The sequence below is a fragment of the Enterococcus sp. AZ196 genome (assembly GCF_050498845.1).
GTDB lineage: Bacteria > Bacillota > Bacilli > Lactobacillales > Enterococcaceae > Enterococcus_A > Enterococcus_A murrayae.
Map to the genome: position 1 here is coordinate 2,546,966 of NZ_JBIPAM010000001.1, position 12,079 is coordinate 2,559,044.

At 43.4% G+C, this 12,079-nt stretch carries 13 protein-coding genes, 1 pseudogene and 1 riboswitch; of the genes and pseudogenes, 8 read left to right on the plus strand and 6 right to left on the minus strand.

Annotated features, from left to right (window positions below; genetic code table 11):
• Positions 1 to 22: 22 nt before the first annotated feature.
• Positions 23 to 412: an SMU1112c/YaeR family gloxylase I-like metalloprotein gene (gene gloA2 / locus IGI67_RS12240; protein WP_207108713.1), complete on the minus strand. Its 390-nt coding sequence runs from the start codon at positions 410 to 412 to the stop codon at positions 23 to 25.
• A gap of 173 nt (positions 413 to 585) precedes the next feature.
• Positions 586 to 675: riboswitch (TPP riboswitch) on the plus strand.
• A 129-nt stretch (positions 676 to 804) separates the two neighbouring features.
• On the opposite strand from gloA2, the gene thiW reads away from it, so the two are divergent.
• Genes thiW through thiD form a run of 4 tightly spaced genes read left to right on the plus strand, consistent with a single transcriptional unit; the run spans position 805 to position 3,543 of the window.
• Positions 805 to 1,284 (plus strand): energy coupling factor transporter S component ThiW, encoded by a 480-nt coding sequence (thiW, locus tag IGI67_RS12245; RefSeq protein WP_242550344.1) that lies wholly within the window; start codon positions 805 to 807, stop codon positions 1,282 to 1,284.
• Positions 1,281 to 2,099, plus strand: a complete 819-nt coding sequence (locus tag IGI67_RS12250; RefSeq protein WP_429957859.1) for a hydroxyethylthiazole kinase — start codon at positions 1,281 to 1,283, stop codon at positions 2,097 to 2,099. Before thiW ends, IGI67_RS12250 begins: the two co-directional genes overlap by 4 nt.
• Positions 2,090 to 2,713 (plus strand): thiamine phosphate synthase, encoded by a 624-nt coding sequence (gene thiE / locus IGI67_RS12255; protein ID WP_429957860.1) that lies wholly within the window; start codon positions 2,090 to 2,092, stop codon positions 2,711 to 2,713. The genes IGI67_RS12250 and thiE overlap by 10 nt, the downstream gene beginning before the upstream one ends.
• A gap of 2 nt (positions 2,714 to 2,715) precedes the next feature.
• A complete protein-coding gene (gene thiD / locus IGI67_RS12260) occupies positions 2,716 to 3,543 on the plus strand; it encodes a bifunctional hydroxymethylpyrimidine kinase/phosphomethylpyrimidine kinase (RefSeq protein WP_429957861.1) in 828 nt (275 codons plus the stop codon).
• A gap of 18 nt (positions 3,544 to 3,561) precedes the next feature.
• Here thiD and IGI67_RS12265 read toward each other — a convergent pair whose 3' ends face one another.
• Positions 3,562 to 3,915, minus strand: a complete 354-nt coding sequence (locus IGI67_RS12265; protein ID WP_207108709.1) for a winged helix-turn-helix transcriptional regulator — start codon at positions 3,913 to 3,915, stop codon at positions 3,562 to 3,564.
• Between the two features lie 144 nt (positions 3,916 to 4,059).
• Between IGI67_RS12265 and IGI67_RS12270 the strand changes: the two genes are divergently transcribed.
• Entirely contained in the window at positions 4,060 to 5,268 is a 1,209-nt protein-coding gene (locus IGI67_RS12270; protein ID WP_429957862.1) for an MFS transporter, read from the plus strand.
• A gap of 193 nt (positions 5,269 to 5,461) precedes the next feature.
• Positions 5,462 to 5,932 carry an IS200/IS605 family transposase gene (gene tnpA, locus IGI67_RS12275; protein WP_429956540.1) on the plus strand — a complete coding sequence of 157 codons (471 nt, stop codon included), beginning with the start codon at positions 5,462 to 5,464 and terminating at the stop codon, positions 5,930 to 5,932.
• 44 nt (positions 5,933 to 5,976) lie between these two features.
• Here tnpA and IGI67_RS12280 read toward each other — a convergent pair whose 3' ends face one another.
• From IGI67_RS12280 to IGI67_RS12290, 3 genes and pseudogenes are all read right to left on the minus strand, one after another.
• Positions 5,977 to 6,492, minus strand: a complete 516-nt coding sequence (locus IGI67_RS12280) for a helix-turn-helix transcriptional regulator (protein ID WP_429957863.1) — start codon at positions 6,490 to 6,492, stop codon at positions 5,977 to 5,979.
• Between the two features lie 93 nt (positions 6,493 to 6,585).
• A pseudogene (locus IGI67_RS12285) lies at positions 6,586 to 7,955 on the minus strand (MFS transporter).
• A 155-nt stretch (positions 7,956 to 8,110) separates the two neighbouring features.
• Complete coding sequence (locus IGI67_RS12290; RefSeq protein ID WP_429957864.1) at positions 8,111 to 8,905, minus strand: TraX family protein; 795 nt, start codon at positions 8,903 to 8,905, stop codon at positions 8,111 to 8,113.
• Between the two features lie 549 nt (positions 8,906 to 9,454).
• Here IGI67_RS12290 and IGI67_RS12295 point away from each other — a divergent pair.
• Complete coding sequence (locus tag IGI67_RS12295) at positions 9,455 to 9,874, plus strand: Rid family detoxifying hydrolase (RefSeq protein WP_429957865.1); 420 nt, start codon at positions 9,455 to 9,457, stop codon at positions 9,872 to 9,874.
• A gap of 184 nt (positions 9,875 to 10,058) precedes the next feature.
• Here the strand turns inward: IGI67_RS12295 and IGI67_RS12300 are convergent, their stop codons facing one another.
• Positions 10,059 to 11,066: a YeiH family protein gene (locus tag IGI67_RS12300; protein WP_429957866.1), complete on the minus strand. Its 1,008-nt coding sequence runs from the start codon at positions 11,064 to 11,066 to the stop codon at positions 10,059 to 10,061.
• 187 nt (positions 11,067 to 11,253) lie between these two features.
• Between IGI67_RS12300 and IGI67_RS12305 the strand changes: the two genes are divergently transcribed.
• Complete coding sequence (locus IGI67_RS12305; RefSeq protein WP_429957867.1) at positions 11,254 to 12,066, plus strand: LysR substrate-binding domain-containing protein; 813 nt, start codon at positions 11,254 to 11,256, stop codon at positions 12,064 to 12,066.
• Positions 12,067 to 12,079: the final 13 nt, after the last annotated feature.

Below are 12,079 nucleotides of genomic sequence, written 5' to 3' on the forward strand. Positions count from 1 at the left end.
AGCAGAATTTTCTGCTCTTTTTTTATTCGTGCAGCTCCAGCGGCAGTCCATCGGGATCGAAGAAGAACGTCATTTTTTCGCCGGTAAAATCGTCGGTTCGCAAGGGTTCACAATCGACGCCGTGGCTTTTTAAGTAGTCAATGGTCGCTTGGATGTTCGTTGTTTTGAAGGCCAGATGCCGCAAGCCGGCTGCCTCAGGAAAGCTTGGACGCTTCGGCGGATTTTGTACGGCAAAGATTTCTAATTCCGCCTCGTTTAGCTGTAAATCCAATTTATAATCCTGGCGTTCCGGTCGATAGTTTTCACGAATGATCGGCAATCCAAGGATATCCACATAGAAATGCTTGGCCTTTTGATAGTCTGAAACAATGATAGCCACATGATGGATGGCAGAAAAATTTGGTTGAATCATAAAAATTTCCTTTCTTTTTTCTCTTGTCTAGTCTATTGCTGTGAGAGATAGGGAGCATTCTTCAGAATAGAGCAGGATCTGTCTGGTGCTCAAATGCTGGATACGTTCGAGCAGCTTTTATCATTATAAGCTAGTTGGATTAAAAAAAGTATGTTATACTCCAATCAATTGAAGAGAAACATTTGGGGTGCTGTTTAGCTGAGATTATACCCATGGAACCTGATGCAGTTAAGACTGCCGCAGGGAAATGTAGCTAGTTGACTGATCGTACCCGACCATTTTATTTTGGTTGGGTTTTTCTGTCTTTTGAGATACCTCCTCTTGTTTCTTGCAGAAAGGAGTTATTTGTCGTGGAGAAAAATAAAATCCACAAAATGACGTTGCTGGCCTTAATGATCGCGTTGGATGTGGTTTTGTCCCCCTTGATGCGGATTGAAGGAATGGCACCGATGTCCAGTGTGATGAATATTATTGCTGGGGTGCTGCTGGGACCAGTCTATGGAACCGTGATGGCTTTGGTCTGTGGAGTGATTCGGATGACCCTGTTGGGAATTCCGCCGTTGGCTTTGACAGGGGCGGTATTTGGGGCACTTCTTGCAGGAGTGTTTTATCGCTTAGGCAAAAAGCTGATCTGGTCGATGGTAGGGGAAATCATTGGTACAGGAGTCATTGGTTCACTTCTCTCTTATCCTGTGATGGTTTGGTTTACCGGCAGTCAAAACGAGCTGTACTGGCTGATCTATACGCCGCGCTTTGTTGGTGCGACGCTGATCGGATCGGCGATCGCCTTTGTAGTATTAGTCAAGCTGCAGGAAACACCGATTTTTAAACGATGGCAGGGCTTGTTTTCAAATGAAAGGATGTTTGGATGATCAAAACGAATGTTTCAAAAGTCTTCCCCCTAGCAGATGCGCCTTTAGTTCACTGCATAACCAATGAGGTTACGTGCGAAACGGTGGCGAATGCGCTGCTTTATGTTGGGGCCAAACCGATTATGGCATCTGATCCGAGGGAGTTCCATGAGCTGTTTCAACAGACGGATAGTCTCTTGCTGAACATCGGACACCTGTCAGAAGAACGGGAAAAGAGTTTGACGGCAGCTGCTAAGCTGGCGAACCAGAGACAAAAGAAAACCGTTGTTGACCTAGTGGGCTACGGTGTCAGTCGGACGCGAGATCAAGTGGGCCGTTGGCTAGTCGCGGAAAATCCAACAGTAGTGAAGGGAAATATTTCGGAGTTGCGGAATTTTTGCGGATTGTCCAGCCATGCCCGCGGGGTAGACGGCAGTGAGTTGGATCAAAGTGAGGAAGCGTTGGAGGAGTTAGCGCAAGCCATGCAGCAGTTAGTCAAGACGTATCCGAAAACGCTTTTTTTAGCAACCGGCAGACAGGATATCGTGGTTGAGCAGAAGCGGATTTGGCGTTTATCTAATGGCGTTCCAGCATTGGATCGCTTTACAGGTACGGGCGATATTGTCGGGGCTTTGATTGCAGCTTTATTAGGCAGCGGAGTAGAGCCGGCGACTGCAGCTGTGACTGCGGTCAGTTACTTTAATCTTTGCGGCGAGCAGGCAGGAGATGAAACCGGGCTAGCCGCTTTTCGACAAGAAACCTTGAATCAGCTTTCGACCTTGATGGAAAGTGATTGGTGGACTGAGGTGAAGGGATGGGAAAAACAATGGACTTAACATTATATCTAGTAACGGGTCGTTACGACTTTAGTGATGAAAAATTTTTGGCAGTGATTGAAGAAGCCTGCAAAAATGGCGTGACGTTGGTTCAGCTTCGGGAAAAGGAGCTAGTGACTGGGAAATTTTACGAGCTGGCCTTGAACGTAAAAGCAATCACAGATCGTTATCATATTCCGTTGATCATCAATGATCGGGTGGACATTTGTCTGGCGGTTGATGCGGCAGGGGTACACATCGGTGATGATGAGATGCCGGTAGCTGTCGTGCGCTCGCTGATCGGAGCAGAAAAAATCTTAGGTGTTTCAGCCAAAACGATCGAACGAGGGGTAGAGGCTGAAAAAGCGGGGGCAGACTACTTGGGAATCGGAGCGATTTTTCCTACGAAAACCAAGGATACACCGTTGACCTCCAAAGAAACGCTAAAGGCGATCAATGAGGCGGTGGCGATTCCAAGTGTTGCGATCGGCGGGATAAAGGCCGACAACTTGACCGAATTTCGCGGAACGGGAATTGCGGGTGTCTCGATCGTCAGTGATATTATGCTGGCTCAAGATGTCAGTGAGAGGGTTCGCAGCTTAAAAACAAAAATGAATGAAGTACTGGAGGCATAAAAATGATTAATGGAACTCCTCAAGTGGTAACGATTGCCGGCTCTGACTCAGGCGGCGGAGCAGGGATTCAAGCCGACTTAAAAACCTTTCAGGCGCGAAAAGCCTTTGGCATGAGTATTATCGTGGCGCTGACTGCGCAAAATACTTATGGCGTACAGGACAGCATGGCGATTCCCAGCGGGTTTATTGAAGAGCAGTTTGACTCGCTAGCGGCTGATTTTGCTATTGGTGCCGCTAAAACAGGTATGCTGGCAGATGCGGAGCGGGTGGAAACGGTGGTCAAGAAATTGAAGCAAGCTGATTTCGGTCCTTTAGTTGTCGACCCAGTGATGGTGGCAAAGGGCGGGCATCATCTGCTGCAAAGTGATGCGGTAAAAACCATCAATCAAGAGCTGCTGCCCTTGGCGGCAATCGTCACGCCCAATCTGCCGGAAGCAGAAGTGATTATTGGGCAGCGGATCGTGACCGATCAAGAAATGATTGAAGCGGCCAAAACGCTGCAAGCCTTCGGCACACAAAATGTGGTGGTTAAAGGAGGGCATAGTCAAAACAAAGACGCCGCCGACTTTGTTTTACTAGCATCTGGGGAAAGCTTCTGGATGAGCGCGCCGAGAGTGGAGACGGCCAACACGCATGGGACAGGGGATACATTTTCAGCATGTATCGCGGCTGAATTGGCAAAGGGAACAGAGTTAAGAGAAGCGATCATTATCGGAAAGAAATTTATCCAGGCGGCCATCAGTCAACCGATTTTTGTGGGGCACGGACATGGACCAACCAATCATTGGGCCCAAATGACAGATACGATTGTGATCAAAAAAAGAAGTTGAGATTTTCTCAACTTCTTTTTAGTTTGCCTTCAAAGAAACATCCTGTCCTTGTTCTTGGAGATGTGCAACATGCTGTTCTCCCCAGCTGCACAGGCTGTCTAAAATATCTGAAAGACTGCGGCCGTACTCGCTTAACGAATAGTCGACTTTAGGTGGTACTTGCTGATAGACTTTGCGGTCGATGATATTATCCTCTTCTAATTCACGAAGCTGCTGTGTCAGCATTTTTTGGCTGATGCCAGTAATCCCGCGTTTTAAGTCACTGGGCCGCATCGGTCCGTGACGAAGATTGCAAAGAATAATAGGCTTCCATTTTCCGCCGATGACATCCATTGTTGCCTCGACACCGATCATGTAGGCACGATTTTCCAAAAAAAATTCCTCCTCAAAAGCTTGCTGTGATCCAAAAGTTACTGAAAGGTACCTATGGTACAAAAAAGTGGGTACTTATCAAAAGGTCATCAACAGTATATAGTATCTTCTCGTAGCTTACAAATATTTTTTTGGAGGAATAATATGGAAAAGAAAATCTCACCAAACTTAACATTACTGGCTCTGGCGATCAATGCGTTTGCGATCGGGTCGACTGAATTCATCAGTGTTGGCCTGTTACCCATGATCGTTAAAAGCTTCCATGTCACCTTGGCTCAAGCAGGTCTGACAGTTTCTTTATACGCTTTAGGGGTTACGATCGGGGCCCCGCTGTTGACGGTCTTAACAGGAAAATGGAATCGCCGCAGCTTGATGCTCGGAATCATGCTGTTGTTTATCAGCGGAAATATACTGGCTGCTTTTGCACCGACCTTTATGGTGCTGTTAGCAGGTCGAATTTTGGCGGCGTTGGCTCACGGAATCTTCATGTCGGTTTCGACAGTGATTGCGGCGGATGTTGTAGTCCCCTCTCGTCGGGCGAGTGCGATCGCGATTATGTTTACCGGCTTGACTGTAGCGACCGTAACAGGTGTTCCGCTTGGGACATTTATTGGTCAGCAGACGACTTGGAATATGTCCTTTATCTTTATCGCCGTGGTTGGCTTACTTGGTCTGATTGCCAGCAGTTTCCTCGTTCCCCGTCATCTGCCGATTCCCGGGAAAGTTGACTTGAAGGGCTTCATTCGAATAGGTAAGAATAAACCATTAGTGCTGTCTTTTCTGATCACTGCGTTTGGTTACGGCGGAACATTTGCTGCCTACACCTATCTTTCACCAATTTTAGAAGGGTTTGGCTTCTCTGCTAGTGCCATCGTAATCCTTTTGATCGTTTACGGTGTGATGGTGGCGATCGGCAATACTGTTGGCGGACACTTTGCGAACGACAAGCCACTGGACTCGTTAATCAAAATGTTTGGTCTGTTGCTGGCAGCGCTCGTGTTCTTATTTGTGACGATCCTAATTGGAAAGTCTGGTTTGGGCCTGTTAGCCGTAATGCTCTTAGGACTATTCGCCTTTATGAATGTTCCTGGGTTGCAGCTATATGTTGTTCAGCTGGCTGAAAAATATGTCCCTAAAGATATTACGCTGGCTTCAGCGTTGAATATCGCGGCCTTCAATATTGGGATCACATTGGGATCAACGGTTGGCGCGCAGATAACTGGAAAAATCGGCATTCATTATACGCCTATTTTCGGTGCAGGGATCGTTTTACTAGCGATTCTGTTGATTCTGCGAGTGGAAAAAGGCGAAGTCCGGACTCTCTTAAATGAAGAGACAGACTGTGAGGAGTAAGTAAAAACCGCGACTTTTTGGTCGCGGTTTTTACTCTAGTTAATGACTTCAGTCAGTTTCGCTCGTGTTAGCGAGTGAAACAAAAAAACCGCGCGTTTCTACGCGTGGACGAAAGAGCTTTAGCGTTAAAAACTCCTTTCGATATACTACTAAGTGGCTACCAACCGCTCATTTTATCGAAAGGAGTTTTTCTATGCCATCAAATGACGACAAAAGTTTATCACATACACGCTGGAATTGTAAGTACCACATCGTGTTCACACCAAAATACAGAAGAAAAGTAATTTATGGTGAGTTAAGAAAAGATATCGGAAGAATTTTGCGTAAACTTTGTGAGATGAAAGAAGTAGAAATCATCGAAGCTCATGCAATGCCAGATCATATCCACATGTTAGTAAGAGTTCCACCGAAAATAAGCATTTCTCAGTTCATGGGATTTTTAAAAGGCAGAAGTGCGACTCTGATCCATGAGCAGCATGGAAACTTAGTCTATAAATATGGGAATAAAAGTTTCTGGTCTAAAGGATATTACGTAAGTACAGTGGGGTTGAATCAAAAGACAATCGCAAAATATATAAGAGAGCAGGAATCAGATGATCGTATTCGAGATAGTATAAGTAAACGAGAATACGTTGATCCATTCAAGAGTAAGAAAAAGAAATAAAGTAGCGAGCGCCGAGCGGTTGGCGGTCTTTTGGGAAGCTCCATTTATGGAGTACGTGAGTGGGGACCTCTTCTAGAGGTGTTAAAAAGCCACCCGTTTTCACGGGTGGATGGGTTACTGTTTTTCCAGATTTGAGCCAAAATATCCTTGAAGACGAGAAAAGCATCTTGATCCGTATACCCATAATCCTTTTTTAGCTGCTTCAACAGGTCGTTTATCAGCGGAACGTAGTCATCCAAGTGGACGACTTCTTGGTATGTCGTTAAGACAGGATATTTCTCTGCCCAGACAGTTGTCCAATCAATTTTTTGCTGTTTCTCTTCACTGGTCTTGGCGATAACTTCCTTTATGTCGTTTAAATCAGGGTCGAATTCGATCAAATCGTCTAAAGAAACTTTGTAGATCGCGGCCAATTTTTTCGATTGGTTGATATCAGGCAGTGTTTCGTCCAGCTCCCACTTTGAAATCGTCTGTCTGCTTACACCAAGCTTTTCTGCGACAGCTTCTTGGGATAACCCTTGCTTTTTACGGGCATTGAAAAAATTAGTTCCTAGTGTCATCGTTTATACCTCCTACCTTGATAATTTAAGTTTATCAGGATAGGACAGGAATGCTAGCGAGTATCCGCTGAACTTATGCCCTTTTTCTTACCATTAGGCTGTTGCCGCTTTTTTACGAAAATGAATCAGACAAGCGATAAAAACAGCCAGCAGCAGACCTAATAATACGAGTAATGAAAGCTGCGAGCCAGTAACCGTTGCGGCAATAAAATCGTCTTGGGACTGCTGCGCTAAGTTGATGATGGTTGCGACTATCGCTGTGGCGACTGCACCGGAGAATTGCTGCAAAGTGTTGAACAGCGTATTACCATCGCCATATTCGTCTTCTGAAAGCAGGTTCATTCCGGTAGTCATCAGGTTGCTATAAGAAAACCCAATACCGATCATGTAGAAGACATGCCCTGCAACAAAACCAAGCAGAAGCGGTGAGCGCAATAATAGGGTTAGGGCGATCCAGCCGATCGTCGCAAAGCTTAATCCCAGCAGGATCGGCTTTTTCGGCCCAAAAGTATCTAAGACACGGCCGGAGATCGGTGCTAAGATCGCACCAACTGCAGCCCCTGGCATCATTACGAGCCCTGCGATGAAGGCATCCTTGCCCAAAACGATTTGAATAAAGTTAGGCAAAACAAATGAGATCCCCAAAAGCAAGAACTGACAAACTAGGAAGCCGCATAAAAATAAAACGAAGACCTTGTTTTTTAAAACAGTAATACGCACTAATGGATTTTCCCCCGTGTCGCTTGGCGATAGAAAATGATTAGTCCGATGATACCAACCGCTAATGAGAGGAAGCTCATCAGACTGCCTATCTGGTTTAAAAACATTAGCAGGCCGCTGAAGAGCAATGCAACACCAATCAGACTTACGATATCGAAGGCTCCCGTTTTTTTGACCGGCATTTCAGGAATGGCATAAAGTCCGATTACTAAAGAAATTGCTAGGACCGGCAACAGGAACAAGAAAATTGAGTGCCAAGAAAGACTCGCCGTCATAATCCCGCCATAAGTTGGACCGATCGCAGGAGCAATTGACGTTGTTAATGTACCGACTCCCATCATGGTGCCGCGCTTGTGCATGGGAGTGAAATTCAAAATAATATGGAACATTAACGGCAGCGCAATTCCTGTACTGATCCCCTGCAATAAGCGTCCAACCAATAAAATACTGTAGGAAGGAGACCATAAATCAATGATTAAACCTGCGATGAAAAAGAGATTAGCAACGATAAATAATTTACGGATCGAAAAATTCTTCAATAAGTAGTTGGAAAAAGGCACCATGATAGAGATCACTAAGAGATAGATAGTCGTGACCCATTGCACCATACCAGTAGATATACCAAACTGCTTGATCAGCGTGGGGAAGGTCACGTTCATGGCGGTTTCGATCAATACGCCGGCAAAGGACATGATCCCGGTGGCAAGGACAGCGAACAACAAATGGATTTTCTTTTCTTTCATGTAATAACCTCACTTTGATTAGATAGATAAACGAACAAAAAGAGAGGTGGTTTCTAAATTAATAGAAACCGCCTCTCTCTCGACACGTAATACGTGTTATCTGTACGATTTATTCACAAAAGAAATTGTATAGCTTTTTGCGAACAAGGTCAAGTCTAGCGTTGGATGAAAAAACTGATGATGGCAAAAAGTGCGATGTGTGCGGGATAAAAAATGTAAAAGAAATTCCGCATACTGCGGCCTTTTTCGCCATTGTATAAAATAATCGGAATAGCTGCTAAGCACATCATCCATTGATAATTAAGTGTAAATGCGTGCTGCACGCCGCCGCCAAAAATCAATGTAATGATTGCGATAATTAGTAATGACGCCACTTGTAATAAACGCTTGCCGTGGAAAAGATAGAACAAAACGGACAATAGAACAAAGAGCACGCCGCCTTCTGTTAACATCAAAGTAGGAACCAATAGAGTGAAGCCTTGGAAGAAAAACATCCCTGATTTTGAATCAAAGAGGTTGCCACCATACAACAGTACCATTGCTAAAACACTTAAGATCGTTGGAACAAGAAACCAAATCAGCCCTTTAAAGAAGGTCTTTCTTTGTTTAAAATATTCGCAGGCCTGCATGTAGACAGTCCCTAAGAATAATGTACCAAAAATATTGTTGATCACTATCGCATTATTGATTGAAAAATAATGGTTAAGGATTGTATTAATAATGCCCATCAACCAATAACCTGCTAATAGACGAAACATATATTTTTTACGATTGCTCGTGTGAATGAACCCTTCAGAACTTTCAAACAAGAAAAGCGGAGCCGCGATTCGACCGATCCAATGAAACCACATAGGCACCCCTAAAAATAGAAAGAATTCTCCAATGTGGTCGATCACCATCGTCACAACCCCTAATACCTTTAACTGGAAACCAGTCATTCCTTTATTCATAAAAAAACCCCTCTCAATTTATAAGGTAACAATACTGATTTTTTTCAAGACGCGCCATTTATTGAACGAACAATCAGCTTACAAAAATGAGAGACTGAAATGTCAGAAAATTCTTTCTACTTATTGACAACTAAGGAAACCTCCGTTATCATTACAATCATAAATTAATTTAAATGCCATTTAAATTTAATTTTTTAAAGGAGAATTTCTATGAACGCGACGACTACTGAACAAATGATTATTAGACTGAGGACTTGAGACTTGTTTTGAAAAAAACAGTTTGAAGTCCTGTTTAACATTTGTTGAGTGGGATTCTCCAAAGCATCCCGCTAAGAAATTAGTGAGATGCTTTTTTTACTAGTTTTTGCTGCTCAAGGGCATATCTAGTGGAAATGAGCGGATCAATATTGTTTTAGCTATCAGTAAGGAAGCACCATTTTTAAAAGAAAATGCAAGTGGATTAAATGGTCTGGCTCAATCGAAGCAATCGATTAAGTCTCGAGAGCATACAAATTAGAGCCTAGCAATCAAAAAAAGGAGTGGGAAAAAATGGAAAACAATGCAGCAAAGGTGAGTGTTAAGGAAACAGCAATCTACACGGTAGAAACAGAGAATGCACCAAAAGCAATCGGGCCATACGTTCAAGGGAAAGTTGTAAACGGTCTGTTGTATGCTTCCGGACAAATCGCGTTAGATCCAGCAAGCGGAGAAATGGTTGGTGAAACGATTGAGGATCAAACCCAGCAGGTTTTACAGAATGTGGGCGGTCTTTTGAAAGCTGTTGATGCAGATTATGATCAAGTGATAAAAACGACCTGCTTCTTGAAAAACATGTCTGATTTTGCGGCCTTCAATCAAGTCTATGAACGCTTTTTTGATAACGAAAAACCAAGCCGCTCGTGTGTTGGTGTCGCTGATTTACCCAAGGGCGCTTTGGTAGAAGTAGAGATAGTAGCGGTAGTCGAATAAAAAGAAAACAGAGCAGGTAAGCGAATTTTTTCTGAAGTAGCTATCAACATATCAGAAAGAATCCAAAGTAAACCTACTCTGTTTTTCTTATTAACGTAATAATCCTTTTTAATGCTTGTTCTGATAGAAAACGACAAGTTATTCCTAAAAAATTTTTACACTCTATTGTGCCGTCTAATGGGATTTAAATACCCAACAGAAAAATAAACACCAGCGCAGCGATTGTTTGAACAGCGCCGACGGATAAGCCGTAAAGCAGGAAGCGCGGACCTTCTTTTAAGAATTTTCGGAAGTCCAACCGTAATCCAATGGCTGCTAATGCCGTTGTTTCAAACCAAGTACTAATGAAATGCGCCCCATTATTGAACAGCGGCGGCAATGTGAAAAAGCTGTTGATAACACAGAAAATCAAAAAACAGGTAACATACCATGGGATCGGGAATTTTTTCTTCGATCCTTTTGTCGTGACAATACCGTCATGTTGGGCTTTTCGTTCGAATACGAAAACGACCACCACTAAAAAAATGATGCGAGTGATTTTAAAAAGCATCGCGTATTTGACGGTTTCTGGATTGATCAAGCTGGCTCCGGCAACGACTTGTCCGACGGATTGCAGAGTTCCGCCAAGCAAAGCGCTCTTGCTTAATAAAGCATTCCCGAATAAAGAAAGGCCTAAAAAGGGCAGCGTCAGCATCATTATTGTTCCCAGCAAATTGACAAGAGTAATGATTTGTCCTTTTTCTTCATCATTTGCTTCAATCGAAGGGGCGATCGCACCAATCGCTGATGATCCGCACACCGCATTTCCACCAGCCATCATCATGGACATTTTTTCATTGAAGCCCAGTTTTCTGCCGATCCAATACGCTCCGACAATGACGGTCGCCATAATCAATAGAATAAAGAACAGTCCTTTGAAGCCCATTTCCCCGATGGTTTGAAAAGTTACCGTGAATCCCAATAAAACGACGGAATATTCTAATAAGCGGCTTTCAGAAAATTTGGTGCCGGCGGCTAAAATTGGTTGCTTAAATAAAGTATTTCCTAAGATGATTCCCAGCAAAATCGCCAAAGTTGCTCCGCCTAGTTTGGGCAATAGCAGGGCGGCTGATTTGGCTAAGATTGCCACACCGATAGATAGGCCTAACCCTGGTAAAAAGGGTTTGGTTTTTGTATAAAAACGAGTAAACATCGTTCGACCTCTTTCTAATAATTGATAGTTTTTGCAGATTTTGTGTACACAGTTTCTTTTAACGAGTAGGATTAAAAGATTTTTCACCGGCTTTTCATTTGCATAACAAATTATAACTGATATCTTTTATTATTATAATTTATTGATATAATACCTTAGATAGAAAAAGATAATGGAAGTGATTACGATGTTTAAGTGGCTAGAAACCTTCAAAGTAGTATATGAAACAAAAAATTTTTCGAAGGCTTCGGAAATTTTGTTTATTTCCCAGCCAACGGTTTCTTCTCAAATCAAGCAGCTAGAAAATGAATTTGGCACACAATTGTTTATTCGCAGTGGTCGGAAGGAGGTGCTGGTCACACCGCAAGCCGAGATATTGTACGAGCGTGTTGTCGACTTGATGGATGATTGGGATAAGCTGTATCAAGCGGTCCAAACGAATCAGCAGCAAATCGTTCGTTGTGTGATCGGTGCTTCTCATACCTTTGCTAATTATGTTTTGCCAACTCTTTTGATTCAATTACATCAAGAATTTCCACAGATTCGTTTTAGTGTTCGGATGATGAATTCACTAGAGGTTTTACAAGCGGTGGAGCATCACACGGTGGATATCGGATTTATTGAGAAGCCCTTATCTGCACCTAATATCAAGCGGTTCTCGTTGATGGAGGATCAGCTGGTTCTAGCCGGTGACACAATCAAGGGTCCTTGGCTGGTGCGTGAAAATACTTCCGGTGTGTACTATTATACGAAGCGATTTTTAGAAGAGAAGGATATCGATGGTCCCGTCATGGAAGTCCAAAATAATGAGGTTATTGTGGGGCTGTTGAAGCAGGGATTCGGCTGTTCCTTAATTTCAGAGCTGGCGGCAGAGGGAATTGCTCATCAATGCTTGGATGATAGCTATAAACGCAATTTCTATTTGATCCGGCGTAAAGCCGGTGCATCTGCTGATATTGAAAAATGTGCTGATTTTATTTGTGAGTGGAGCAAGGAATAAAAATACTAGAAAT

Excerpts from the sequence above, each read along its gene's own strand:
- gloA2 (WP_207108713.1), bottom strand. The coding sequence starts at position 412 with ATGATTCAACCAAATTTTTCTGCCATCCATCATGTGGCTATCATTGTT.
- thiW (WP_242550344.1), top strand. The coding sequence starts at position 805 with ATGATCGCGTTGGATGTGGTTTTGTCCCCCTTGATGCGGATTGAAGGA.
- IGI67_RS12250 (WP_429957859.1), top strand. The coding sequence starts at position 1,281 with ATGATCAAAACGAATGTTTCAAAAGTCTTCCCCCTAGCAGATGCGCCT.
- thiE (WP_429957860.1), top strand. The coding sequence starts at position 2,090 with ATGGACTTAACATTATATCTAGTAACGGGTCGTTACGACTTTAGTGAT.
- thiD (WP_429957861.1), top strand. The coding sequence starts at position 2,716 with ATGATTAATGGAACTCCTCAAGTGGTAACGATTGCCGGCTCTGACTCA.
- IGI67_RS12270 (WP_429957862.1), top strand. The coding sequence starts at position 4,060 with ATGGAAAAGAAAATCTCACCAAACTTAACATTACTGGCTCTGGCGATC.
- tnpA (WP_429956540.1), top strand. The coding sequence starts at position 5,462 with ATGCCATCAAATGACGACAAAAGTTTATCACATACACGCTGGAATTGT.
- IGI67_RS12280 (WP_429957863.1), bottom strand. The coding sequence starts at position 6,492 with ATGACACTAGGAACTAATTTTTTCAATGCCCGTAAAAAGCAAGGGTTA.
- IGI67_RS12290 (WP_429957864.1), bottom strand. The coding sequence starts at position 8,905 with ATGAATAAAGGAATGACTGGTTTCCAGTTAAAGGTATTAGGGGTTGTG.
- IGI67_RS12295 (WP_429957865.1), top strand. The coding sequence starts at position 9,455 with ATGGAAAACAATGCAGCAAAGGTGAGTGTTAAGGAAACAGCAATCTAC.
- IGI67_RS12300 (WP_429957866.1), bottom strand. The coding sequence starts at position 11,066 with ATGTTTACTCGTTTTTATACAAAAACCAAACCCTTTTTACCAGGGTTA.
- IGI67_RS12305 (WP_429957867.1), top strand. The coding sequence starts at position 11,254 with ATGTTTAAGTGGCTAGAAACCTTCAAAGTAGTATATGAAACAAAAAAT.